General features: G+C 75.0%; 19 protein-coding genes, 1 tRNA gene and 2 pseudogenes. 16 read left to right on the top strand and 6 right to left on the bottom strand.

All coding sequences use genetic code 11. The features are described 5' to 3' along the window. The first annotated feature begins 755 nt into the window (after positions 1–755). The 7 genes and pseudogenes from allB to darG all read left to right on the top strand — a co-directional run bounded on the left by allB (position 756) and on the right by darG (position 8,454). Complete coding sequence (gene allB, locus CLV72_RS01185) at positions 756–2,084, top strand: allantoinase AllB (RefSeq protein ID WP_106237729.1); 1,329 nt, start codon at positions 756–758, stop codon at positions 2,082–2,084. Continuing rightward, positions 2,081–3,259, top strand: a complete 1,179-nt coding sequence (alc, locus tag CLV72_RS01180; protein WP_106237725.1) for an allantoicase — start codon at positions 2,081–2,083, stop codon at positions 3,257–3,259. Before allB ends, alc begins: the two co-directional genes overlap by 4 nt. 334 nt (positions 3,260–3,593) lie before the next feature. After that, complete coding sequence (locus CLV72_RS01175) at positions 3,594–3,923, top strand: histone-like nucleoid-structuring protein Lsr2 (RefSeq protein ID WP_106237722.1); 330 nt, start codon at positions 3,594–3,596, stop codon at positions 3,921–3,923. A 225-nt stretch (positions 3,924–4,148) separates the two neighbouring features. Further along, positions 4,149–6,206: a SpoIIE family protein phosphatase gene (locus CLV72_RS01170; RefSeq protein ID WP_106237719.1), complete on the top strand. Its 2,058-nt coding sequence runs from the start codon at positions 4,149–4,151 to the stop codon at positions 6,204–6,206. A gap of 81 nt (positions 6,207–6,287) precedes the next feature. After that, positions 6,288–6,623: an STAS domain-containing protein gene (locus CLV72_RS01165; protein ID WP_106237716.1), complete on the top strand. Its 336-nt coding sequence runs from the start codon at positions 6,288–6,290 to the stop codon at positions 6,621–6,623. 73 nt (positions 6,624–6,696) lie between these two features. Next, a pseudogene (gene darT, locus CLV72_RS33010) lies at positions 6,697–7,332 on the top strand (type II toxin-antitoxin system toxin DNA ADP-ribosyl transferase DarT). A 66-nt stretch (positions 7,333–7,398) separates the two neighbouring features. Next, on the top strand, positions 7,399–8,454 hold the full coding sequence (gene darG / locus CLV72_RS01150; protein ID WP_106237704.1) for a type II toxin-antitoxin system antitoxin DNA ADP-ribosyl glycohydrolase DarG: 1,056 nt from the start codon (positions 7,399–7,401) through the stop codon (positions 8,452–8,454). 16 nt (positions 8,455–8,470) lie between these two features. Here darG and CLV72_RS01145 read toward each other — a convergent pair whose 3' ends face one another. Further along, complete coding sequence (locus tag CLV72_RS01145) at positions 8,471–9,184, bottom strand: M50 family metallopeptidase (RefSeq protein WP_211302649.1); 714 nt, start codon at positions 9,182–9,184, stop codon at positions 8,471–8,473. Between the two features lie 136 nt (positions 9,185–9,320). On the opposite strand from CLV72_RS01145, the gene CLV72_RS01140 reads away from it, so the two are divergent. The 8 genes and pseudogenes from CLV72_RS01140 to CLV72_RS01100 all read left to right on the top strand — a co-directional run bounded on the left by CLV72_RS01140 (position 9,321) and on the right by CLV72_RS01100 (position 19,234). Next, a tRNA-Sec gene (locus CLV72_RS01140) sits at positions 9,321–9,415 on the top strand. Between the two features lie 23 nt (positions 9,416–9,438). Next, entirely contained in the window at positions 9,439–10,806 is a 1,368-nt protein-coding gene (selA, locus tag CLV72_RS01135; RefSeq protein ID WP_245929797.1) for an L-seryl-tRNA(Sec) selenium transferase, read from the top strand. Then, positions 10,797–12,569: a selenocysteine-specific translation elongation factor gene (selB, locus tag CLV72_RS01130; protein ID WP_106237699.1), complete on the top strand. Its 1,773-nt coding sequence runs from the start codon at positions 10,797–10,799 to the stop codon at positions 12,567–12,569. The genes selA and selB overlap by 10 nt, the downstream gene beginning before the upstream one ends. A 62-nt stretch (positions 12,570–12,631) precedes the next feature. Next, a pseudogene (fdh, locus tag CLV72_RS01120) lies at positions 12,632–15,826 on the top strand (formate dehydrogenase); the annotation flags it as partial. Between the two features lie 208 nt (positions 15,827–16,034). After that, the gene (locus CLV72_RS01115) at positions 16,035–16,985 is read left to right on the top strand and encodes a 4Fe-4S dicluster domain-containing protein (RefSeq protein WP_106240994.1); all 951 of its coding nucleotides are present in this window, start codon (positions 16,035–16,037) and stop codon (positions 16,983–16,985) included. Positions 16,986–17,065: 80 nt separating this feature from the next. Further along, entirely contained in the window at positions 17,066–17,713 is a 648-nt protein-coding gene (locus tag CLV72_RS01110) for a TetR/AcrR family transcriptional regulator (RefSeq protein ID WP_106240990.1), read from the top strand. Positions 17,714–17,767: 54 nt separating this feature from the next. Then, the gene (gene nrfD / locus CLV72_RS01105; protein ID WP_106237693.1) at positions 17,768–18,781 is read left to right on the top strand and encodes an NrfD/PsrC family molybdoenzyme membrane anchor subunit; all 1,014 of its coding nucleotides are present in this window, start codon (positions 17,768–17,770) and stop codon (positions 18,779–18,781) included. A gap of 9 nt (positions 18,782–18,790) precedes the next feature. Further along, positions 18,791–19,234 carry an SRPBCC family protein gene (locus tag CLV72_RS01100; RefSeq protein WP_106237691.1) on the top strand — a complete coding sequence of 148 codons (444 nt, stop codon included), beginning with the start codon at positions 18,791–18,793 and terminating at the stop codon, positions 19,232–19,234. 66 nt (positions 19,235–19,300) lie between these two features. Here CLV72_RS01100 and CLV72_RS01095 read toward each other — a convergent pair whose 3' ends face one another. The 5 genes from CLV72_RS01095 to CLV72_RS01075 form a co-directional block, all read right to left on the bottom strand. Continuing rightward, complete coding sequence (locus CLV72_RS01095; RefSeq protein WP_106237687.1) at positions 19,301–20,797, bottom strand: glycoside hydrolase family protein; 1,497 nt, start codon at positions 20,795–20,797, stop codon at positions 19,301–19,303. A 214-nt stretch (positions 20,798–21,011) separates the two neighbouring features. Then, on the bottom strand, positions 21,012–22,070 hold the full coding sequence (locus CLV72_RS01090; protein WP_211302648.1) for an ABC transporter ATP-binding protein: 1,059 nt from the start codon (positions 22,068–22,070) through the stop codon (positions 21,012–21,014). Next, the gene (locus CLV72_RS01085; protein WP_106237685.1) at positions 22,067–22,906 is read right to left on the bottom strand and encodes an ABC transporter permease; all 840 of its coding nucleotides are present in this window, start codon (positions 22,904–22,906) and stop codon (positions 22,067–22,069) included. Before CLV72_RS01085 ends, CLV72_RS01090 begins: the two co-directional genes overlap by 4 nt. A 57-nt stretch (positions 22,907–22,963) precedes the next feature. Then, positions 22,964–23,767, bottom strand: coding sequence for a molybdate ABC transporter substrate-binding protein (modA, locus tag CLV72_RS01080; protein ID WP_106237681.1), 804 nt, complete (start codon positions 23,765–23,767; stop codon positions 22,964–22,966). Then, positions 23,754–24,194, bottom strand: a complete 441-nt coding sequence (locus CLV72_RS01075; RefSeq protein WP_106237678.1) for a TOBE domain-containing protein — start codon at positions 24,192–24,194, stop codon at positions 23,754–23,756. The genes modA and CLV72_RS01075 overlap by 14 nt, the downstream gene beginning before the upstream one ends. 185 nt (positions 24,195–24,379) lie before the next feature. Here CLV72_RS01075 and CLV72_RS01070 point away from each other — a divergent pair, with 185 nt between their 5' ends. Continuing rightward, a complete protein-coding gene (locus CLV72_RS01070; RefSeq protein WP_106237675.1) occupies positions 24,380–25,195 on the top strand; it encodes a protein phosphatase 2C domain-containing protein in 816 nt (271 codons plus the stop codon). Positions 25,196–25,227: the final 32 nt, after the last annotated feature.

The following is a 25,227-nucleotide window of genomic DNA, read 5'->3' as shown; positions in this document are numbered from 1 at the left end:
ATCGCCGCCGCGCGGCTCCCCCGTACGCCGAAACGCTCGTGCGTCCCCTGTCCGCGCCCGGATCGGACGGTTAGCATCACAAACAACGGCCGCGAATCCGCCATGGACGGGAGAGGCGAAATCCACCTGAAAAAATCCCCCGCCCGCCCAGGGGGGCGACCCCATATCCATTCTCCCGCGCCGGAGCGCGCCGCCGTGAGCCCCGGGCCGCGCCTGTGGACGGCCGGGCCGGAAATGGCGCGGCTGTGGACGGACGGTTTGACATGGCCGGCGCGGCATTGGCCGGGCGGCCGGTCTGGGGCGGCGCCCGCGAGAAAGCGGTTGCCGGACGACCGGCCCGGTCTTCCATCGGCTGAGAACCGCCTGCCGGGCGTCGGGACCGGTGCGATCGCGATCGGTATTCGGCCCGTGAAGACCCGACCCGGATTCACCCCGATGGGGAGCCGGACGCACAATGCCGGCCCCGTGGGCTCGCCGGGCGGACGCCGGTCGCCGAACGCCCTGCCCGGACCCGCCCCGACCGGGGTCCGACCGCGAAACGCGCGGGCCGGGATCAGGTCGACCGGCACCCGGTCGCCGTCCACCCGACCGGACCCCGGTCCGGACCGGAAGCACCATTTCGATCCGGGTCCGCACCTCGCCCCGAACCGAATGCACCGCCCGGCCCCGGCCCCCCTCCCCGCCCGGACGGCTGCCCACCCGCCCACCCCCCGGCCGGACTCCCCACCACCCACCGCACTCCGCTGGCCGCCCCCATGACCGTCTTCGACCTGGTCGTCCGGTCGCGGCGGGTCGTGCTGCCCGATGGGGAGCGGGCGGCGGCCGTGGGGGTCACCGGGGGGCGGATCGCGGCCGTGGGCGGGTACGGGGAGCGCATGGCGGCGCGGGTGGAGCACGATCTCGGGGGGCTGGTGCTGCTGCCGGGGCTCGTCGACGCGCATGTGCACGTGAACGAGCCGGGGCGCACCGAGTGGGAGGGCTTCGACTCGGCGACGCGGGCGGCGGGGGCGGGCGGGGTGACCACGATCGTGGACATGCCGCTGAACTCGGTGCCGCCCACCGTCACCGTCGCCGCGCTGGACGCCAAGCGGGCGGCGGCGCGCGGGCGCTGCCATGTCGACACGGCCTTGTGGGGCGGCGCCGTCCCCGCGCACCTGCCTGAGCTGCCGGAGCTGCTGGCGGCCGGGGTGCCCGGCGCGAAGTGCTTCCTGCTGGACTCCGGCGTGCCGGAGTTCCCGCCGCTGGACGACGACGGGCTGCGCACCGCGCTGCGCGCGGCCGAGCGGGCCGGCGCGGTGATCCTGGTGCACGCCGAGGACGCCGGGCTGATCGGCGACTGCTCCGGGCCGGGCTTCGCCGGCTTCCTCGCCTCGCGACCCGGCGCCGCCGAGGCACGGGCGGTGGAGCGGGTCATCGCGGCCTGCGCCGCGACCGGCGGGCGCGCCCACATCGTGCACCTGTCCTCGGCCGAGGCGCTGCCCGCGCTGGCGCGGGCCCGCGCCGCCGGGGTGCCCGTCACGGCCGAGACCTGCCCGCACTACCTGTACTTCAGCGCCGAGGAGGTGCCCGACGGGGCCACCCCGTTCAAGTGCTGCCCGCCGATCCGCTCCGCCGCCGACCGCGACGCGCTGTGGGCCGCGCTGGCCGACGGCACCATCGACCAGGTCGTCTCCGACCACTCGCCGTGCACCCCGGAGCTGAAGCGGCTCGACACCGGCGACTTCGGCGCCGCCTGGGGCGGCATCGCCGGGGTGCAGCTGGCCCTGCCGGTCGTGTGGACGGCGGCGCGCGAGCGCGGCCTGCCCCTGTCCCGGCTGGCCGCCTGGATGGCGGCCGCCCCCGCGCGGCTGGCCGGACTGGCCGCCAAGGGCGCCATCCGGGTCGGCGCCGACGCCGACCTGGTCGCCTTCGACCCCGACGCCGAGTTCACCGTCGATCCGGCCCGGCTGCACCACCGCCACCCCGTCACCCCGTACGCGGGCCGCAGGCTGGCCGGCCTGGTCCGCACCACCTGGCTGCGCGGCGCGGTGGTCGACGGCCGCACCCCGCGCGGCAGGCTGATCGAGGAGGTCCGACGCCGATGACCGCCCGCCACCACGACGAGCCCGCGCCCTCGCCCCTGCCCGACCTCGCCGGCCGCACGCTCGGCGGCTCGGTGATGGCCGCCAGCGACGAGTTCTTCGCCGAGAAGGAGAACCTGATCAAGCCGGAGCCGCCGACGCACCGGCCGTACACCTTCGCGCACCGCGGCCAGGTCTACGACGGCTGGGAGACCCGGCGGCGGCGCGGCCCCGGCCCCGACCGCCGCCCCGGCGCCGGCGACGCGGACTGGGCGCTGGTCCGGCTGGGCGTGCCCGGTGTGCTGCGCACCGTGGTGGTCGACACCGCCTACTTCACCGGCAACTTCCCGCCCGCCTGCACGGTGCAGGCCGCCGCGGCCGACGAGCTGGCCACCCCCGAGCAGCTGGCCGCCGCGGACTGGGCCGAGATCGTGCCGCGCTGCCCGCTGACCGGCGACGCCCGGCACATCTTCGAGGTCTCCGACCCGCACCGCTACACCCACCTGCGGCTGCTCATCCACCCCGACGGCGGCGTGGCGCGGCTGCGGGCGCACGGCGAACCCGTGCCCGACCCGCGCCCGCTGGCCGGGCTCAGCTTCGACCTGGCCGCGCTGGAGAACGGCGGCGCCGTCGCGGCGTGCAGCGACGACTACTTCGGCTCCCCCACCAACCTGCTGGCGCCCGGCCTGCCCCGGGTGATGGGCGAGGGCTGGGAGACGCGCCGCCGCCGCGACGAGGGCAACGACTACGTGGTGGTCGCGCTGGCCGCCGCAGCGCGGCTGCGCCTGGCCGAGATCGACACCCGGCACTTCCTCGGCAACGCCCCCGGCTCGGCCGCGCTGCGCGCCGCCCGCGCCCCCGGCGCGGCCGCCCCGCCGCCCGGCGCCTGGACGGAGCTGCTGCCGCGCACCGCGCTGCTGCCCGACACCCGGCACCGGTTCCGGCTCCCGGCGGACGCCGGGGAGCTGACGCACGTGCGGCTGGACGTGTACCCCGACGGCGGGGTGGCGCGGCTGCGGCTGCTCGGCGAGCCGACGCCCGACGGCCGCCGCGGGCTGGCGCTGCGCTGGCTGAACGCGCTGCCGCCCGGCGCGTTCGTGCGCACGGCCGCGGCGGAATGGGGCCTGCCGGCCGGCGAGGCCGCCGAACTGGCGGCGGCCCGCCCCTTCACGCGGCAGCCCGACCGGCTGCCGATCTGAGGGGCCCGGTCCGCCCGGCGGCGCGGTCGCGCACCGATCCTCCGGCCGTTCCCCGCCGGGGCGAGTGATTCTTGGGCAAAACCTTTCCCGATTCGCAGCATTCCCATATCGACACCCCGACGCGGACTTCTTGGCACACTGGATGTTCCGGTGGTGGAATACTCCGACATACTCAGTTCGGCTCATTAATTTCACCCCCGGCAAGGGTTACCGTGTTAGTAGCGGCGACCATGACAGCCTTGACCGGCATTGCCGTCAACCGTCGCCGACCGGGGAATGGTCGGCCGGAACCGGGGGCGGCGCCCATTCCGGCCTGAAGACGAGGAGATGCGCCATGGCACAGAAAGTCCAGGTGCTGCTGCTGTGCGACCTGGAGGACGCCGAGGTCGAAGGGGACGAAACGGTGTCCTTCGGCTGGGACGGCAGCACATACGAGATCGACCTCTGCGCTGGCCACGCCCGCCGGCTGCGCGACTCGCTCGCGCCCTACGTGGAGCACGGCAGGAAGGTCGGGGCGGCCCGGCCCCGGCGGCGCAGCCGGGGCGCGTCGAGCCGCGAACGCAGCGCCGATATTCGCAGCTGGGCGCGGGAACAGGGCATCCAGGTGAATGACCGCGGCCGGATTCCCGCCGAAGTGGTGCGCAAATACGAGGCGGCGCACTAGCGCCCGCGTCCGGCGAGGGCGGCGAACGGCCGGCCGGCTCGGGCGGGCGAGGGCCGCCGCCCGCCCCGGCGGCCGGCCTCCGCGCCGCCCGGCGCCGCTCCGCCCGGACACCGCGGAGCCGCCGGGAAGCCGCCCACCGGCCGGGTTCGCAGAGCGCACGCGTCGTCACCGAACTGGGGCCGCGCGGCTGGGGACCGGAAACGGCATGAGGTATACATTCGACCCATGGCGGCTGACTCGGACCGAAGATTGGACGATCCCGACCGGCTGGACGCCCTGCGCCGGCTCAGCCTGCTGGACACGTCCACCCCGCCCGCGTTCGACCGGCTGGCGCGGGTGGCGGCGCGCACTCTCGGTGCCCCGATCGGCCTGGTGAACATCATCGAGCGCGACAGCCAGTTCTTCAAAGGCTGCTCGGGCCTGACGATGCGGGCGATGCCCATCTCCTGGGGCTTCTGCTCCCGGGTGCTGGCCCAGGACGCCCCGCTGCTCCTCAACGACCTGCGCGCCGACACCGAACTGGCCGAGAACCCCGCCACCAGCGTGGTCGGCATCGGCGCCTACGCCGGGGTGCCGCTGCGCGACCGCTCCGGCAACGTGCTGGGCACCCTGTGCGTGTGCGACTACGAGGCGCGCGAGTGGACCGGCGACGACATCGAGGCGCTGGCCGACATCGCCGAGTCGGTGCTCACCGAGATCACCCTGCGGGTGGAGGCCGACGAGCACAGCCGGCTGCTGGCCGGCTTCGAGGACACCCCCTGCCTGGTGGCCATCACCCGCGGCCCCAACCACGCGCTCGCCTACGCCAACGCCGCCCACCAGCGCGTCTTCGGGGTGGCCCGCGAGGGCACCCCCAGCAAGTCGGCCTTCCCCGGCGCGGTGGAGTCGGGCTGGCTGCCGCTGCTGGACCGGGTGCTCGGCACCGGCCTGCCGGCCCGGATCATCGAGACCGAGGTCAAGCCGCACGGCGCGCCGCCCGACACCCGCGAGTACTTCACCTTCGTCTGCAACCCGCTGCGCACCCTGGCCGGCGACGTCGACTCCATCCTGACCGTGGCCGTCGACGTCACCGACCAGATGCTCACCCAGCAGGAGCTGCGCGAGAGCCGCCAGCACATCCGCGACACCGCGCTCACCCTCCAGCGCAGCCTGCTGCTGGAGGAGCCGCACGACCCCGGCACCCTGGAGGTCGCCACCCGCTACGTCACCGGCTCCCGCGAGCTGGACGACGACGAGGGCGCCGACGGCGGCCAGGGCGCCGAGGCCGACACCATGCCCGAGGTGGGCGGCGACTGGTTCGACGTGATCCCGCTCGGGGTGGGCCGCACCGCGCTGATCATCGGCGACGTGATGGGGCGCGGGGTGCGCGCCGCGGCGGTGATGGGGCAGATGCGCACGGCGGTGCGCTCCTACGCGCGGCTCGACCTGCCGCCCACCGAGATCCTGGGCCTGCTGGACGACCTGGTCGAGGAGGTCGCGCCCGAGCAGTTCGTCACCTGCGTGTACGCGGTGTACGACCCCACCGAGCGCGAACTGGTGTACGCCAGCGCCGGCCACCTCCCCCCGCTGCTGGTCCGCCCCGACGGCTCGGTGGAGCGGCTGGAGAGCGCCAAGGGCGCGCCGCTGGGGGTGCAGGCCGGCCCCTATGTGGCGGGCCGGATCCGGCTGCCGATCGGCTCCACCGTCGCCCTGTACACCGACGGCCTGGTCGAGGACCCCGGCCAGGACATCGACACCGGTATCGACAGCCTGGCCTCGCTGCTCGGCGAGAGCTGGACCGAGCTGGACGACGAGTGCGACCGGGTCCTCAAGCGGCTCCGCTCGCAGCGCCACCACCTCGACGACGCCGCGCTGCTGCTGTTCCGCATCCCCGAGATCGCCGGGCGGCGCCGGCACAGCGTGCTGAAGCTGCCCGCCGAGCGCGCCTCGGCCGGCAACGCCCGCGACTTCACCGCCGGGGCGCTGCGCGAGTGGGCGATCCCGCAGTCCACCGTGGACGACGTCGTGCTGGTCGTGAGCGAGCTGGTCTCCAACGCGCTGCGCCACGCCGGCAGCCCGGTGGAGCTGCACCTGCGGCACGAGAACGGCCAGATCCACCTGGACGTGCGCGACAACAACGGCGACCTCCCCAGGCAGCGGCCCAGGGAGAGCCTGGAGGAGAACGGCCGGGGCCTGCAGATCGTCGGCATGCTGGGCCAGCGGTGGGGGGCGCGCCGCACCGAGGCGGGCAAGTCGGTCTGGTGCGAGTTCGCCGCACCGGGCCTGTCTCTGCCCGAAGGGTGAGAAGCCCGCCCGCTGGGCACGTGTCAGGGTGGCCGCGCCCGCGCGGCCGGCCCGCGCCGAGGCGGCGGAGGAGGGGAAGCCATGCACGCGTTGAGTCACACGCGGCGGCACGAGGGGCGTGCCACCGTGATCGAGCTGACCGGCGAGATCGACGTGGCCACGGCGCCGCAGCTGAGGTCGTCGCTGGAGCCCGCCTTCGGCGCCCCCGAGCCCCGGCTGGTCATCGACCTGGCCGGCGTCACCTTCATCGACTCAAGCGGCCTGCGCGTCCTGATCGAGACGCACAAGCGGGCCGAGCAGGACGGCGGCTCGCTCGCCCTGGCCCGCCCCTCGCCCTGGGTGGTCCGGCTGCTGCGGGTGACCGGCCTGGACCGCCGCATCGCCGTGCACCCCGACGTGGCGGAGGCGGCGGAGTAGGACGGCGGCCTAGACGACCGTTCGCCGGACCCGTACGCCTAGGTGCCCCACGCCGGTTACAGTGGCGACTCGGATGATGGACATCGAGAATCCCTGGTTGCTGCACTTCACCCACGTGCAGAACCTGCCTGGAATCATCGCTCAGGGTCTCCTCGCGGGCAGCCGTGAACCGGACATAAGCATCGACTGCGGCGAACCGGACATCAAGCAGCGACGCAGACATCGCGACGTGCCGATCGAACCATTCGGTGTCGTCGCCGACTATGTGCCGTTCTACTTCGCCGCACGATCGCCGATGCTGCGCAGGATCCACGGCGGCGGCGTCCGGGGCTACGAGCACGGCCAGGAGCCACTTGTCTACCTCGTGACGCGACTCTCACGCGTCATTTCCCTCGGCACTCCGTGGGTAGCGACCGATCGAAACGCCGCACTCGCCACGGCCCGGTACACGTCAGCAGCCATGGACATTCCCACACACATAGACTGAGAAGTGATGGAGGCCAGGTCATGGGCGAATACCGCAGATGACGGCTGGCGAAAGCAGCGGCGAATGGCCGAACTCCTCGTACACGGAGCCGTACCGTGGGTGACGTTCTCACACGTTTACACCCATAACGCATCGACAGCGGACGCCGTGCTCGGCATGGTGTCCGCCCACACGACACACCGACCCTCGATCGGCGTCCGAGCCCACTGGTACTTTTCGTAGCGCGAGCGGTTCCGAGGGCAGGTCGGCGTACGCCGACCCTCCCGACGCGGAGAGGAGGAATCCCTTGTGATCACCGAGACGAGCGGCAACCTGCTGCGAGACGACGCCGAAGCCCTCGTCAACACCGTCAACACGGTCGGGGTGATGGGCAAGGGTGTAGCCCTCCAGTTCAAGCGCGCCTTCCCGGAAATTTTCGCCGAGTACGTCCGCGCCTGTGAGGACGGGCGCATGCGGCCAGGACGCGTGCTTGCGATCCGCGTGAGCGACGGCCGCTGGATCCTGAACTTCCCGACCAAGCGTCACTGGCGGCAGCCGTCCCGTATGGAGGACATCCGATCCGGTTTGGACGATCTGGTCCGGCATCTCACCGAGAAGCGGATCCGAAGCGTCGCCATCCCTCCGCTCGGATGCGGCAACGGCGGCCTGGCTTGGCCGCAGGTACGTCGGTTGATCATTGAGAAGCTGGCTGACCTCGATGCCGATGTCCGGCTTTATGCACCCGGCACGCCCGCCCCTTCGGACATGCCCGTCCGCACCCGACGTCCTGAGATGACACCGACACGGGCTCGGCTGATCGCCGCGCTGCACCGCTATGCCTTCACGGCCTTCACCTCAGGGGTGACCGAGACTCCCCGGCTATCCCTCGTCGAGGCGCAGAAGGTCGTTTATCTGATGCAGGCCGCGGGAGTCGGACTCGGTCTGCGCTTCGTGCGCTACCACTACGGTCCCTTCTCCCCCGAACTCAACCGCCGACTGAGTGACCTTGAAGGCCACCACCTGGTCGGATACGGCGATGGTACGGGCGGCGCCCGCGCCGACCTCGAGGTGCCATCCTCCTCCGCAGAGGCAGCCGATGAGACGGTCGCGGCCGACAACACCTTCAACACAGCGTGGAAGCAGGTCAGAACCGCCATATCGGGTTATGAGTACCCCGAGGGCTTGGAACTCCTGGCGACACTCCACTTTCTCATCGCCGACCGGACCGACGATCGACTCGATCCTCCGTCACTGGTCGACGCCATTCACGGTTGGAGCGAGCGCAAGCGTCGCTTGTACCGTCGCGCCGACGTGGAAGCCGCCCTGGTCCGCCTGAAGAAGGCGGAACTCTGCCCGTCGCCCTGATCCGCTGGAACGCTCCTCAGAAGGCCAGCCAGCGCCCGCCGAGCAGTAGGGCGGCGATGTTGACCAGCAGGAACAGGCCGACCCACAGGGTGGCGGGGGTGCGGGTGAGGCGGGCGAGCTGGTCGGGGTCGGACTGGGGGGCGCGGCCGCCGGCGCGCTGGCGCTGGAGTTCGAAGACCGGGCGGACGCCGGCGAAGAGCAGGAACCAGACGAAGGCGTAGGCGAAGGCGGCCTGGACCTCGTCGGGGGTGTACCAGGACACGCCGAAGACGAGGGCGCCGGTGCCGACCACCGAGAGCACCCCGTAGATGTTGCGGATCATCACCAGCATCAGGGCGAGCAGCACGATGGTCATCCACAGCAGCGCGGTGATCCGGCCGTTGGTGAGCAGGAAGGCGCCGGTGAAGCCGATCAGGGACGGGGCGACGTAGCCGGCGAAGACGGTGAGCACCATGCCGATCCCGGTGGGCTTGCCGCGCGAGACGGTGACCCCGGAGGTGTCGGAGTGCAGCCGGATGCCGGAGAGCTGCCGCCCGGACAGCAGCGCCACCAGGGCGTGCCCGCCCTCGTGGGCGATGGTGACGACATTGCGGGCCAGCCGCCAGGCGGGGGTGAAGGCGACCACGGCCAGGCCGGCGAGGGCGGTGGCGAGCACCAGGTAGGACGGCGGCGCGCTCTGTACGCTGACCACGTCGTTCCAGACGTCCAAGAAGGAGGTATCCGTATCCACATCCGACCCCGTGTGCGCGTTGGTGTCCCGGAGCCCGAACAGTAGCCGGGCGCGGCGCCGAAGACGACTCGGGCGGTAGATGCCGGGATGCAGCCGAATCCTCCACTACGATGGCGGATACTGTAGACGCGGCCGGGGAGGCGTATCCGACCTGGTGGCCGGCGCGGCCTTCAAAGCCGTTGAGCGGCAGTATCTGTCGCTGGCGGGTTCGATTCCCGTCCGCCTCCGCCACGTCTGCGTGGAGCGGCCGAAAGGTGGCGAGCACCGACGCGATGTCCGAGCCGATGTCCGACGCGGACTCCGACCCGCGCCGCCGGATACCCCGCACCGACGCGCTGCTCGCCGATCCGAGGTTCGCGGCGGCGCTGCCCGCCCTGGGCCGCCCGGTGGTCAAGGCGGCGATAGCCGCCGCCCAGGACCGCGCCCGCGCCGGCGCCCTGCCGCCGGAGCGGGTGGCCGAGGCGGCGCTGGCGGCGCTGCCCGGTTCGGCCGCCCGGCTGAGCGAGGTCGTCAACGCCTCCGGCGTGATCGTGCACACCAACCTGGGCCGCGCCGCCCTGTCGGAGGCCGCGCGCACCGCGCTGCTCACCGCCGCCGGCAGCACCGACGTGGAGTTCGACCTGGCCACCGGGGCGCGGGCCCGCCGGGGCCGGGGGGCGCTGGCCGCGCTGGCCGAGCGGGTCCCCGAGGCCGGCGGCGTGCACGTGGTGAACAACAACGCCGCCGCGCTGCTGCTGTGCGCGCTGGTGCTGGCGCCCGGGCGCGAGATCGTGATCAGCCGCGGCGAGCTGGTGGAGATCGGCGACGGCTTCCGGATCCCCGAACTGCTGGCCGCCACCGGCGCCCGGCTGCGCGAGGTGGGCACCACCAACCGGACGCACCTGGACGACTACCGGGCCGCGCTGGGGCCCGACACCGGCTTCATCCTCAAGGTGCACCCGTCGAACTTCGAGGTCACCGGCTTCACCTCCGGTGTCGGCACCGCCGAGCTGGCCACCCTGGGCCCGCCGGTCGTCCACGACGTGGGCTCGGGGCTGCTGCGCCCGCACCCGCTGCTGCCCGGCGAGCCCGACGCCGCCACCGCGCTGCGCGAGGGCGCGGCCCTGGTCACCGCGAGCGGCGACAAGCTGCTGGGCGGCCCGCAGGCCGGCCTGCTGCTCGGCGAGGCGGAGCTGGTCGAGCGGCTGCGCCGCCACCCGGTGGCGCGGGCGCTGCGGGTGGACAAGCTCACCCTGGCCGCGCTGGAGGCGACGGTGCGCGGCCCGGTGCCGCCGGTGGTGGCGGCGCTGGAGCGCGGCGAGGCGGAGCTGGTGGAGCGGGCGCGGGCCCTCGCCGCCGGGCTGGCCGCCGACGGGATCCCGGCCGAGGCGGTGCCCTCGCGAGCGGTGGTCGGCGGCGGCGGCGCGCCCGGGGTGGAGCTGCCCAGCGCGGCCGTGGCGCTGCCGGAGCGCTTCGCCGCCGCGCTGCGCACCGGGCGGCCGCCGGTGGTCGGCCGGATCGAGGCCGGCCGCTGCCTGCTGGACCTGCGCACCGTCGAGGCCGCCCAGGACGCCCGGCTGGCCGCCGCCGTGCGCGCGGCCGCGGCCGGTGCGCCGGCCGAGGGGGACGCGCCGTGCACGTGATCGCCACCGCCGGGCACGTCGACCACGGCAAGTCCACCCTGATCCGCGCGCTCACCGGTATGGAGCCCGACCGCTGGGCCGAGGAGCGGCGCCGCGGGCTCACCATCGACCTCGGCTTCGCCTGGACCACCCTGCCCGCCGGCGAGGTGCTGGCCTTCGTGGACGTGCCGGGCCACGAGCGCTTCGTGCCGAACATGCTGGCCGGGATCGGCCCGGTGCCGGCCGCGCTGGTGGTCGTGGCGGCCGACGAGGGCTGGATGCCGCAGTCGGCCGAGCACCTGGCCGCACTGGACGCCCTGGAGGTGCGGCACGGTCTGCTGGTGGTCACCCGCTGCGACCTGGCCGAGCCGGGGCCGGCCCGCGAGGAGGCGCTGGCGGCGCTGGCCGGCACCTCGCTGCGCGGCGCCCCGGCCGTGGCGGTGAGCGCCGCCACCGGGCAGGGCATGGACGCGCTCCGCTCGCAGCTGGCCGCGCTGGCCGGGCGGCTGCCGATCCCCGACGCTGCCGCCGACGTGCGGCTGTGGGTCGACCGCTCGTTCACCATCGGCGGCGCCGGCACCGTGGTGACCGGCACACTGGCCGAGGGCACCCTGCGGCGCGGCGACACCCTGGTCACTTCGGCCGGGCGGCAGGTGCGGGTGCGCGGCCTGCAGAGCCTGGGCCGCGCCGTGGACGAGGCGCCGGGGGTGGCGCGGGTCGCGGTGAACCTGCGCGGGGTCGAGCGGTCGGGGATCGGCCGCGGCGACGCCCTGCTCACCCCGGGCGCCTGGCAGGCCACCGGGGTGGTCGACGTGGCGCTGCGCGGCGACCCGGCCGAGGACCTGCCGTCAGAGCTGGTGCTGCACACCGGTTCGGCCGCGGTGCCGGTGCGGGTGCGGCCGCTGGAGGTGGAGACGGCGCGGCTGCGGCTGTCCCGGCCGCTGCCGCTGCGGGTGGGCGACCGGGCGCTGCTGCGCGACCCGGGGCGGCACCGCATCGCCTCGGGTGTGGTGGTGCTGGACGTCGCCCCGCCCGAGCTGCGCCGGCGCGGCGCGGGCCGGGGCCGCGCCGCCGAACTGGACGAGCTGATCGACGCCGAGGACGCCGCCGAGCGCGCCGCCCGCCTCCAGCTGCGCCACCGCGGCGTGCTGCGCGCGGGCGAACTCGCCGCGATGGGCCTGCCCGCGTCCGGGGAGCCGCTGCCCGGCGGCTTCCACGCCGACCCCGCCCACTGGGCCGGGCTGCGCGAACAGGTGGGCCCGCAAGTGGCGGAGTGGCAGGCCGCGCACCCGCTGGAGCCGGGCGTCCCGGCCGAGACCGTGCGCCAGTGGTTCGACCTGCCCGACATCCGGCTGGTGGACGCGCTGGTGGCGGCGGCCGGGCTGAGCGCGGCCGACGGGCGCGTGCTGCCGCCGGGCGCCGAACCGGGGCTGCCGCCCCGGGTGGAGCTGGCGCTGCGCGAGCTGACCGAGGAGCTGACCGCCAAGCCCTTCACCGCCCCCGAGGCCGACCGGCTGGCCGAGCTGGGCCTGGGCTCGCGCGAGATCGCGGCGGCGGTGCGGGCCGGGCGGCTGCTGCGGATCGCCCCCGGGGTGGTGCTGCTGCCGGGCGCGCAGGAGCGCGCCCGCGAGCTGCTGCGCGCGCTGCCGCAGCCCTTCACGCTGAGCGCGGCCCGGCAGGCCCTGGGCACCAGCCGCCGGGTGGCGGTGCCGCTGCTGGAGCTGATGGACCGCTCCGGCGCCACCGTCCGCCTCCCCGACAGCACCCGCGAACTGCGCGGCTGAACCGCCCGGACCGCCCGCCACGCAGGGGTTTGGGCGGGCACGGCTATGGCATTGGGCCCGCCATGGGGATCAAGCAGTGGATCGACGGCTGGCCCGTGTACCGGCAACTAACCGGGCCCGACCCGCTGGGGCGGGGCACCGCGGCGATGTCGCGGCGCACCGAGGGGCTGACGGCCAGGACCGAGCAGGCCGACGCGGTGGTGCGCTCGGTCTGCCCGTACTGCGCGGTGGGCTGCGGGCAGCGCGTCTACGTCAAGGACGGCGCCGTCACCCAGATCGAGGGCGACCCCGACAGCCCGATCTCGCGCGGCCGGCTCTGCCCGAAGGGCTCGGCCAGCAAGCAGCTGGTCACCAATCCGGACCGGCTCACCCGGGTGAGGTACCGGCGCCCTTACGGCACGGAGTGGGAGGACCTGCCGCTGGAGCGGGCCATGGAGATGATCGCGGACCGCGTGCTGGAGACCCGCCGCGCCACCTGGGAGGACAGCTACGAGGGGCGCCCGGTGCGGCGCACCATGGGCATCGCGGGCCTCGGCGGCGCGACCCTGGACAACGAAGAGAACTACCTGATGAAGAAGCTGTACTCCGCGATGGGCGCGGTGCAGATCGAGAACCAGGCCCGCATTTGACACTCCTCCACCGTCCCCGGTCTGGGGACCTCGTTCGGCCGGGGCGGCGCCACCGGCTTCCAGCAGGACCTCGCCAATGCCGACTGCATCGTCATCCAGGGCTCCAACATGGCCGAGGCGCACCCGGTCGGCTTCCAGTGGGTGATGGAGGCGAAGCTGCGCGGCGCGACCGTCGTCCACGTCGACCCGCGCTACACCCGCACCAGCGCACAGGCCGACCTGCACGTGCCCATCCGGACCGGCACCGACATCGCCTTCCTCGGCGGGCTGGTCAACTACGTCCTCACCCATCAGAAGGACTTCCGGGAGTACGTCGTCGCCTACACCAATGCGCCGATGATCCTGCGCGAGGACTTCCGCGATACCGACGAGCTGGACGGCCTGTTCTCCGGCTTCGACCCCGAGGGCCGCGCCTACTCCACCGAGACCTGGGCCTACGCCACCGAAGGCGGCGGCTCGGGCGGTGAGGAGGGCGGCCGCCCGGGCCACCGCGGCCACGAGCAGGAGACCGCCCGCCCTGAGCAGCACGGCATGGGCGGCGCGAGCACGGCCGACCGGCCGCTCACCGACCCCACCCTGCGCCACCCGCGCTGCGTGTACCAGGTGCTCAAGCGGCACTTCGCCCGGTACACCCCCGAGCTGGTGGCGGAGGTGTGCGGGGTGCCCGAGGAGCTGTTCGAGCGGGTGGCCGAGGCGGTCACCGCCAACTCCGGCCGGGAGCGCACCACCGCGTTCTGCTACGCGGTCGGCTGGACGCAGCACACCGTGGGCGTGCAGTACATCCGCACCGCCGCGATCCTGCAGTCGCTGCTGGGCAACATCGGCCGGCCCGGCGGCGGCATCATGGCGCTGCGCGGCCACGCCAGCATCCAGGGCTCCACCGACATCCCGACCCTGTACAACCTGCTGCCGGGCTACCTGCCGATGCCCGACGCGCACGACCACCCCGACCTCGCCGCCTACGTGGAGCCGGACTCGCAGAAGGCGGGCTGGTGGGGGAACATGCGCGCCTACACCGTCAGCCTGCTCAAGGCGTGGTGGGGCGAGGCGGCGACCGAGGACAACGACTTCTGCTTCGACCACCTGCCGAAGACCACCGGCGACCACGGCACCTACCGCACCGTGCTGGACCAGATCGCCGGGAAGGTCAAGGGCTACTTCGTGGTCGGCGAGAACCCGGCCGTGGGCTCGGCCAACGGCAAGCTGCAGCGGCTGGGCCTGGCCAATCTGGACTGGCTGGTCGTCCGCGACCTGGTCGAGATCGAGACGGCGTCCTTCTGGAAGGACGGGCCCGAGATCGAGACCGGCGAGCTGCGGCCCGAGGAGATCGGCACCGAGGTCTTCCTGCTCCCGGCCGCCTCGCACACCGAGAAGGACGGCAGCTTCACCAACACCCAGCGGCTGCTCCAGTGGCGGCACAAGGCGGTGGAGCCCGCCGGGGACGCCCGCAGCGAGCTGTGGTTCTACTACCACCTGGGCCGGCTGCTGCGGGAGCGGCTGGCCGGCTCCACCGATCCGCGCGACCGGCCGCTGCTCGACCTGACCTGGGACTACCCGGTCAGCGGCGAGCGCGCCGAGCCCGACGCCGCCGCCGTGCTGCGCGAGATCAACGGGGTGGGCCCCGACGGCGCGCTGAGCACCTACGCCGAGCTGCGCGACGACGGCAGCACCGCGTGCGGCTGCTGGATCTACTGCGGCGTCTACGCGGGCGAGCGCAACCGCGCCGCCGCCCGCACGCCGCGCTCCGAGCAGGACGAGGTGGCGCTGGACTGGGGCTGGGCCTGGCCCGCCAACCGGCGCATCCTCTACAACCGCGCCTCCGCCGACCCGCAGGGGCGGCCGTGGAGCGAGCGAAAGCGCTACCTGTGGTGGGACGAGGAGCGGGGCCGCTGGACCGGCCGCGACGTGCCGGACATCTCGGTGGACAAGCACCCCGACTACCGTCCCTCCGAGGACGCGCGGGCGCAGGAGGCGCTGGGCGGCGACGCGCCGTTCATCATGCAGAACGACGGCCGCGCCTGGCTGTTCGCCCCCGAGGGCACCCTGGACGGGCCGCTGCCGACGCACTACGAGCCGACCGAGTCGCCCTGCGGCAACGCCCTGTACGGGCAGCGGGCCAATCCGGTGCTGCAGACCTACCGCCATCCGGAGAACCCGCTGAACCCGGCCGACGGCGCCCCGGGCGCGGACCGCTTCCCGTACGTGTTCACCACCTACCGGCTGACCGAGCACCACACGGCCGGCGGGATGAGCCGCACCCTGCCGTACCTGAACGAGCTGCAGCCGGAGTTCTTCTGCGAGGTCTCGCCCGAACTCGCCGAGGAGCGGGGGCTGCGGCACCTGGAGTGGGCGACCATCGTCACGGCGCGCACCGCGATCGAGGCGCGGGTGCTGGTCACCCGGCGGATGCGGCCGCTGAAGGTGCGCGGCCGCACCCTGCACCAGGTCGGGCTGCCCTACCACTGGGGCCATGGCGGGCTGTCGCCCGGCGACCCGGCCAACGACCTGCTCGCCGTGGTGCTCGACCCGAACGTGCACATCCAGGAGGCCAAGGCCGCCAGCTGCGACATCCGGCCCGGGCGGCGGCCGCGCGGCCCCGCGCTGCTGGACTTCGTCGCCGAATACCGGTCCGGCGGCGAGGGCGGCGCCCGCCCGGCCGACCGGGTCCACGAGGGGCAGAGCGCACGCGGCGCGGAACCGCCCGGGCCGCACGAGGACGGTGCCCCGGACGGGCACCGCGGCAACGGGCACCGGCCGCCAGCGCCGTCCCGCCCGGACCGCAGGGGGAGGAAGCGTGACCGCTGACCGGACCGAGCAGAGCGCATCGGAGGCCCCGATGGAGTGGCTGTCGGCGAGCCTGGCCGGGCCGCTGGCCGACCCGGCCACCGACGCCGGGCACCCGCACCCGCCCGAGCGGGTCGGCTTCTTCACCGACACCTCGGTGTGCATCGGCTGCAAGGCGTGCGAGGTGGCCTGCAAGGAGTGGAACCTGGTGCCGCCGACCCGGGACGAGGCGCCGGACCTGCTCGGCACGTCCTTCGACAACACCGGCGAGCTGAGCGCCAACAGCTGGCGGCACGTCGCCTTCGTCGAGCAGCGGGTGCCGGCCGGGACCGGCGGCCGCCCGGCCGAGGCCGTCGACCTCGGCATGCCGCAGCCGCCGCCCGCCGAGCGCGACCGCGCCCCGGAGGCGGCGCCGGGAGCGGACGGGGGCGCCGCCGAGGGCGTGCGCTGGCTGATGTCCAGCGACGTCTGCAAGCACTGCACGCACGCCGCCTGCCTGGACGTCTGCCCGACGGGGGCGCTGTTCCGCACCGAGTACGGCACCGTGGTGGTGCAGGAGGACATCTGCAACGGCTGCGGCTACTGCATCCCGGCCTGCCCGTACGGGGTGATCGGCAAGCGGGAGGACGACGGCCGCGCCTTCAAGTGCACCCTGTGCTACGACCGGCTCGGCTCCGGCCTGGAGCCCGCCTGCGCCACCGCCTGCCCCACCGACTCGATCCAGTTCGGGCCGCTGGAGGAGCTGCGCGAGCGGGCGAACGCGCGGCTGGAGCGGCTGCACGAGGCGGGCACCGCCGAGGCGCGGCTGTACGGCGCCGACCCCGGCGACGGCGTCGGCGGCGCGGGCGCCTTCTTCCTGCTGCTGGACGAGCCCGAGGTCTACGGCCTGCCGCCCGACCCGGTCGTCACCACCCGCGACCTGCCCGACATCTGGCGGCACGCCGCCCTGGCCGCCGGGGTCGCCGCGGCCGCCGTCGCCGCCGCCTTCCTCGGCCGCCGCTGAGCCGACGGCCGGCGGGCCGGGCCGGCCGGGGACGGCGCCATAATGGCACGTCGGTGAGAGGCGATGTGCGGGAGGTCGACGTGCGCAATACCGCGGACCACCACGCGGCGCGGCGGGACCAGATCGTCCAGGCCCTGGTGAGGGTGGCCGCACGCGAGGGCCTGCACGCCGTAACCATGCGCTCGGTGGCCGCCGAGGCGCGCGTCTCGCTGCGGCTGGTGCAGTACTACTTCGACACCAAGGCCGGACTCACCCACGCCGCGCTGGACCACCTGGAGCACGAGAGCGCCGAGCGCTGGGCCGAGCGGCTGGCCGGGCTGCCGGCCGGCGCCCCGGCCCGCGCGCGGGTCGAGGCCTTCCTGGCCGAGGCGCTGCCCACCGACGAGCGCTCCCGGGTCTTCCACCGGGTGTGGACCTCCTACGCGGTGCTGGCGATGACCGATCCCGAGCTGGCGGCGCAGCCCTTCGTGGCCGGGCCCAAGCGGGTGGAGCGGCGGCTGGCGGAGGTGCTGACCCGGGCGCAGCATGACGGGGAGCTGCCCGCCGACCGGGAGCCCGGCGCCGAGGCGGCCCGGCTGCTGGCCCTCAACCACGGGCTGGGCACCAGCGTCCTGGTCGGGCAGCGCAGCGCCGAGGCGGCCGCGTCGATCCTCCGCTACCACCTGGACCGGCTGTTCGGGCCGGCCCGTCCGCCCGGCGGGGCGGATGAGAGCCGCCGATCCGGTTAGGGGGCCCGCGCACGGCCGCCGAGCGCCCGGGCGGCCCCCGAGCACGGAGGAAGCATGACCACAGCCCCGCCGACCGCGCGCACCGGTGCGCAGCCGCGCGACCGCGACACCGCGGACGTGTCCGGCAGCCGCTCCTACTACGGCCGCCCCATCCTCAAGGAGCCCACCTGGCTGGTGCCCGACGTGCCCGGCTACCTGTTCCTGGGCGGGATGGCGGGCGCCTCGGCCTCGCTGGCCGCCCTCGCCGATCTCGAGGGCCGGCCCGAGCTGGCCGCCCGCGGCCGCTACGCCGCCGCGGGGGGCGCGCTGGCCAGCGTGGGGCTGCTCATCCACGACCTGGGCCGCCCTGAGCGCTTCCTGCACATGCTGCGTGTGATCAAGCCCACGTCGCCGCTGTCGGTCGGCACCTGGATCCTCGGCCCGTTCACCGCGCTGTCGTGCGCGGCCGCCGCCTCCGACGCCACCGGGATCTGGCGTCCGGCCGGGCGGCTGGCCGGGCTGGCGGCGGGCCTGCTGGGACCGGCGATGTCCACCTACACGGCGGCGCTGCTCACCGACACCGCCGTGCCCGCCTGGCACGAGGCCCGCGCCGAGCTGCCCTTCGTGTTCGCGGGCAGCGCGCTGACCAGCGGGGCCGGGGCCGCGCTGCTGCTCAACCCGCCCGAGCGGGCCGCTCCGGCGCGGCGGCTGGCCCTGATCGGCGCCGGCCTGGAGCTGGGGGCGACGCGGCTGGTCACCCGGCGGCTCGGCCTGGTCGGCGAGCCGTACCGCACCGGGCGGCCCGGGCGGCTGCTGCGCACCGCCGAAGTGCTCACCGCCGGGGCGGCCGGGCTGCTCGCGGTGGCCGGGCGGCGGCGCTGGGCCGCGGCGGCGGCCGGGGCGGCGCTGCTGGCGGCGGGGGCGTGCACCCGCTTCGGCGTCTTCGAGGCGGGCCGGGTGTCGGCCCGCGACCCCAAGTACGTGGTGGCGCCGCAGCGCGCCCGGCTGGCGGCCCGCGCCGAGGCGGCCCGGCGGGAGGCCGACGGCGCCGCGCCGGGCGCGGCCGGGGCCCCGGCCGGGCCTGGATAGGGTCGGCACATGGCGAAGCGCAAGGTATCCCGCAGCATCGTGGTGGCCGCGCCACCCAAGGTCGTCTTCGACATCCTCGCCGATCCGCGCGCGCATCCCGAGTTCGACGGCTCCGGCTCCGTCCGCGGTCTCGTCAGCGGCCCCGACCGGCTCGAACACGGCTCCCGCTTCGGGATGGAGATGCGGCTCGGTCTCCCGTACCGGATGACCAACTCCGTGGTCGAGTTCGAGGAGGGCCGGCTGATCGCCTGGAAGCACCTCGGCCCGCACATCTGGCGCTGGGAACTGGAGCCGATCGCGGGCGGCCGCACCCGTGTGATCGAGACCTTCGACTACTCCCCGGCCGGCTTCGGCGCCTTCCTGTACCAGCTGCTGGGCTATCCCGTGCGCAACGCGCAGGGCATCGAGGCGACGCTGCCCCGGCTGCGGCAGCTGGCCGAGAGCCGGGTCTAGGGCGCCTCCGGCGGCCGGGGCCGCGGGACGGACCGGCCGTCCTTCCAGCCGGCCCGCCGCCCGCGGTCAGGCGGACGTGACGACGGCCGTCGCGAAGGGCCCCAGTTCCAGCGAGCCGTCCGCGCCCACCGGCACCGTCCTGGCCGGCTCGGCCCCGGTGGTGGTGTCGACCATGTGCGCCTGCCCCGCCCAGCCGGCGTCGGCGAGCCGCACCGGGACCGGCTGCGGCGACTTGTTCACCAGCAGCAGGGAGCGGCGCCCGTCCGGGGCGACGAAGCCGCGGGCGTGCAGCCGGAAGTCGGGCAGCTCCGGGGATCCGGCCGTGGTGGGCACCAGGGTGTCGCCGCGGCCGAAGTGGTCGATGAGCAGCTTCGCCGCCCAGTAGCGGGCGTTGGGGGCGCCGGTCTCCCAGTCCACCAGGCTCACGCCGGGGATCTCGCCGGGAGAGCCCATGAACTCCGCGATGCCCACCAGGTGGACGCCGATCTCGGTGAGGTGGGACCACAGGTAGGCGGCGACCGCCCCGCTGAGGGCCCAGTACTCGTCCGGGACCTGCGGGTCGGGGTTCATCAGGTCGGTGTTGAAGGTGCCGATCTCGTTGACGTGTGTCTCGGTCCGCGGGGAGAGCCGCCGCTTGACGGCCTCGATGTGCCGCACCTCGTTGACGTAGCCGTCGGCCTGGGCGAAGAAGACGCCGGGCCAGTGGTCGAAGGGCGCGTTGCCCTCAGGGCCGACCGGGTTGATGATGTCGGTGCAGGTGTAGAGGTGGTAGGAGATCGCGTCCAGCGGCACCCCGTCCTCGTGCTTGGCGGGGTCGAGGAAGTGCCAGAAGAACTCCGGCTCGTGCTCGGCCATCGACAGCGACAGGCCGATGAAGCGCATGTCGGGGTCGAGCGGGCGCAGCCGCTTGACCACCTCGTCGTAGAGCCTGGTGTAGGTCTCGGGCGTCAGCCGGTGCCCGATCTCGGGCTCGCACAGCACCTCCCAGTAGGCGAAGCGGTGCCTGCGGCCGGACTCGTGCCAGGTGCCGTACTCGTCGTGGAAGCCGCCGGCGATGTACCAGCGGGCGAAGCGCTCGAAGTAGTCGGCGACCTCCTTCAGGGAGGGGTCGCGGAACTCGGTGCCCTGCTGGTAGCCCCACTGGATCTCCTCGGGGTCCGTGCCGTAGGGGACCGGTTCCGGCGTCTCGAACATCCAGGTGGGGATGGTGGCGAGGTTGGCGACCACCGGGCGCCCCTCGGCGGCGGCCAGGAAGTCGTCCATGAAGGGGTCCAGGGCGGTGAAGTCCCACGAGGTCCTGCCGTCGGCGGGCGGTTCGAGCGCGGGCACCGACAGCAGGGGGTGCGAGTACCAGGACAGGAACCGGGCGTGGTCGGCCTTCAGCTCGCGCACCGCGGCCCAGGCCCGCTCGTGGGTGGGGGTGCCGCGCCGCAGCTGCGGCGCGGTCCACACGTGCGTGGTGGTCTCGGTGCGCGAGACGGACTGGGGCCGGTCCCATTCCGCGGTGATCGGGACCCCGGTCGGGGCGCCCTCGGTGCCGGTGGCCTGCTCGGCGTCGGGCATGGCTGGTCCTCTCGTCGGCGGTGCTGGGGAGCGGTCCGCGGCCGGACGGGGTCCGGCGGCACGGCGCCCGCACAGCATAGACACGGAAGCGTAGCTACGCAAACGTATCTTAAAGGGCTTGTGCGCGGGGAAGGCCGAAGCGCTCGGCGGGGGCGCGCGGACGCCCCCCTTGACCTCGCCGGCAAGGCCGGGTCCGGGGCCGCGCCTACCCGGCTCAGGCCGGGTAGGCGCGGGTCTCGGCCGCCTTCACGCTCGCCCACAGCCGCCGCCCGGGCTCCAGGTCCAGATCGGCCAGGGCCGGGGCGGTGATGTCGGCCATGGCGGGCAGCGCGCCGTCCAGGTGCACCCGGACCAGGTCGCCGTGGCGCTCGAAGCCGCTGACCACCGCGGGCCAGACATTGCGCGGGCTGCCGTCGGGGCGGGAGCGGAACAGCGCGACCGCGCCGGGCGAGAAGGCGACGAAGACCTCGCCGGTCACCGGCTCCTCCCCCGCGGCGGCGAGGGCGACGCCCCCGGCTCCGCCGACCCGCACGGTGCCGCCGGCGGCCGTGCCCCGGTAGAGGTTCAGGCCGACCAGCCGGGCCACGTAGTCGGTGCGGGGCCGGCGCGCCACCTCGGCCGGGGCGCCCTCCTGCACCACCGCGCCGTCCTCGACCACCACCAGGCGGTCGGCCAGCACCATCGCGTCCAGCGGGTCGTGGGTGACGAGCACGGCGGCGCCGTCGAAGGCGGCGAGGTGGCGGCGCAGCTCGGCGCGGACGGTCAGCCGGGTGTGCGCGTCCAGCGCGGCCAGCGGCTCGTCCAGCAGCAGCAGCCGGGGCCGGGCCGCCAGCGCGCGGGCCAGCGCCACCCGCTGCGCCTGGCCGCCCGACAGCCGCCGGGGGCGCGCCTCGGCGAGCTCGGCCAGGCCGACGCGCTCCAGCCAGCCGGCCGCCTCCCGGCGCGCCGCGTGTTTGGACACGCCCCGGCAGCGCGGCCCGAAGGCGACGTTGTCCAGTGCGCTGAGGTGCGCGAAGAGCAGGTAGTCCTGGAAGACCACCCCGATCGGGCGCCGTTCGACGGCGTGCCGGGACAGGTCGGCGCCGTCCACCAGCAGCCGGCCGCCGTCGGCCAGCGGTTCGAGTCCGGCCAGCGCGCGCAGCGCGGTGGTCTTGCCCGCGCCGTTGGGGCCGAGCAGCGCCACCACCTCGCCGGGCGCCGCCGTCACGGCGATGTCGAGGGCGAAGGCGCCGCGCCGCACCACCAGGCGGGCGTCCAGCGCGGGCGGCCTCACACCGCCCCCACCCAGCGCTCGCGCAGCCCCGCCAGCACCGCCACCGAGACCGCGAGCAGCACCACGCTGAGCACGATCGCGGCCTGCGGGTCGCTCTCCATCGCCAGGTAGACGGCGAGCGGCATGGTGCGGGTGGTGCCGGGGAAGTTCCCGGCGAAGGTGATGGTGGCCCCGAACTCCCCCAGCGCCCGCGCCCAGCACAGCACAGCACCGGCCACCACCCCGGGCAGCACCATCGGCAGCGTCACCCGCCGGAAGACCGTGACCCGCCCGGCGCCGAGCGTGGCCGCCGCCTCCTCGTAGCGCCGGTCGGCGCCGCGCAGCGCGCCCTCAACGCTGATCACCAGGAACGGCATCGCCACGAACACCTGGGCGAGCACCACCGCCACCGAGGTGAACGGAATGGTGACGCCGAACCAGGCGTCCAGCTGCGCCCCGATCAGCCCGCGCCGCCCCAGCACCAGCAGCAGTGCCACTCCCCCGACGACCGGCGGCAGCACCAGCGGCACGGTCACCAGCGCCCGCACCACGGCCCGGCCGGGAAACTCGGTCCGCGCCAGCAGCCAGGCCAGCGGCACCCCGAAGACAACGGACAGCGCGGTGGCCGCCGTCGCGCTCACCAGCGACAGCCGCAGCGCCTCCAGCACCTCCCCCTGCACCAGCCGGGTACCGAGCGTCGACCACGGCGCCCGCAGCAGCAGCCCGAGCAGCGGCAGCACCAGAAAGGCCAGCCCGACCACCGCGGGCACCAGCAGCGGCCACGGCACCCGGGCCCGGCCGGAGCGGTGCGCGGCGCGGGTCTCGGCCGGCTCAGTCGCCGGCGAAGCTGCGGGCAGGGCGGTCTCCTTTCCGGGCGGCGCGGGAACGGGACCGCGCCTGTGCTCGTGCCACGGTCAGGGCACCTGGAAGCCCGCGCCGGCCAGTGCCTCGGTTCCGGTCTCGGAGCGGACCAGTTCGATGAAGGCGGCGGCCAGGTCGGGCTCCGGCGCCTCGGTGAGGGCGGCGATCGGGTAGTCGTTGACGGCCGTCGACGCCTCCTCGAAGGGGACGCCCTCCACCTCACCCTCGGCCGAGAGCACGTCGGTGCGGTAGACGATCGCGGCGTCGGCCTCGTCCAGGCGGACGCGGGTGAGGGCGGCGCGCACGTCGTCGGCCCAGTCCACGGGGGTGATCTCGACGCCCGTCTCGGCCAGCACGGTCCGGGTGGCGGCGCCGCAGGGCACCTGCTCGGCGCAGAGCACCACCTGGAGGGCGGGGTCGGCGAGGTCGGCCAGGGACCCGACTCCGCCGGGGTTGCCCGCCGGGACCGCGATCTCCAGCGTGTTGCGGGCGAAGACCTCGGGCTCGTCCGCGACGGCGCCCGCCTCGACCGCCTGGTCCATGGTGGCGGTGCTGGCGGCGGCGAAGACGTCGGCCGGGGCGCCCTCGGTGAGCTGCTGCACCAGCTCGGAGCTGCCGGCGAAGTTGAACCGGACCTCCGTGCCGGGATGCCGCTCCTCGAAGCGGGTGCCCAGCCGCTCGAAGACGTCCGTCAGCGAGGCGGCGGCGAAGACGGTGACGGCTGCGGTGTCCTCGCCGGTCGCCGCCGACCCGCCCGCGCCCTCCTGCACCGGCGCGCAGGCGGCGCCGAGCAGGGCCGCCGCGAGCAGTCCCGCCGCCACCGCGAGCGTCCGGCGCCCCGCCTCAGCCGTGCCCACCGTCGACCGCCTCCCCGCGCCGCTCGGGCGCGCGCCCGTCCTCCGCCAGCTCGACCACGACCGTGGTCGACTTCACCACCGCGACCGCCAGTACGCCGACCGCCAGGCCCAGCTCGTCGGCGGCCTCGCGGCTCATCAGCGACACCACCCGGTGCGGGCCCGCCTGGATCTCGACCTGGGCCATGACGGTGTCCTTGCGGACGTCGGTGACCAGGCCGCGGAAGCGGTTGCGGGCCGAGGACAGCAGCCGCCCGTCATCGTCGTCGGACCGGCCGCGCATGAAGGCGGCCAGCTCGGCGCCGTCGACCACGCGGTGCCCCTGCGGGTCGCGCTCGGCCGGGAGCCGCCCGGAGTCGATCCACCGCCGCACGGTGTCGGCGCTGACGCCGAGCAGCGGCGCGATGTCCTTGATCCGGAAGCTCGCCACGACGGCAGCATACCCATCAGCGGATGCAAGGGGAATATGGGCCTTTGGCCAGCGATCGCCAGATCTCCTGCCGATTTCACCTCGCATTCGCGTGTCCACCCCCTCCGTGCCGCCGCCACTCCGCGCCGGCCCGCCAGAATGGGGCGGCGGAGGACGGACCACGGAACGCGGCGGACGGGGGCGGCATGCGGGTGAGTCTGGTGTGCGAGCCGGGCGACCCGGCCCGGCCCAACGAGGACTTCGCGGCGGCCAGCCACCAGGTGGCGCTGGTGCTCGACGGCGCCGGGCTGCCGCCCGAGCTGGACACCGGTTGCGTGCACGGCGTCGCCTGGTACGTCGGCGCGCTCGGCCCGCGGCTGCTGGCCAGGGCGTCCGACCCCGCGCTCAGCCTGGCCGGCGCGCTGCGCGCCGCCATCGCCGAGGTGGCCACACTGCACGCCGGCAGCTGCGACCTCAGCCGCCCGGCCACCCCCTCGGCCACCGCCGCCGTGCTGCGCGAGCGCGGCGGCACCGTCGACTACCTGGTGCTGTGCGACTCCGTCGTGCTGCTCGAACACACCGACGGCGCGGTCGCCGCCGTCACCGACGACCGGCTCGAACGGATCGCGGCGCGGGTCCGCGCCGCCGCGGCGCAGTACCCGCCCGGCTCGCCCGAGCACACCGGGGCGCGCGCCGAGGGCGGCCGCGAGCTGCTGCGGCTGCGCAATGCCGAGGACGGCTTCTGGGTGGCGGCCGCCAGGCCCGAGGCGGCCGACCGCGCCGTCACCGGCTCACTCCCGGCCGGCGCGCTGCGCCGGGCCACCCTGCTCACCGACGGCGCGGGCCGCCTGCACGAGTGGGGCCTGCTGAGCTGGACGGGCGTGCAGGCCGCGGTGGCCCGCTCCGGCCCGGCCGCGCTGGTGGCGGCGGTCCGGGCCGCCGAGGCCGCCGATGCCGACCGGACCCGCCATCCGCGCGGCAAGCGCTGCGACGACGCCACCGTCGCCGCCTGCGAGCTGTGAGCACCGGCGGCGGGACGCACCGCGCCCCGCCG

It is taken from the genome of Allonocardiopsis opalescens (assembly GCF_003002095.1).
GTDB classification, from domain to species: Bacteria; Actinomycetota; Actinomycetes; order Streptosporangiales; family Streptosporangiaceae; genus Allonocardiopsis; species Allonocardiopsis opalescens.
Note: the sequence above shows the minus strand (reverse complement) of the source record. Positions and strands in the feature narration are given on the sequence as shown.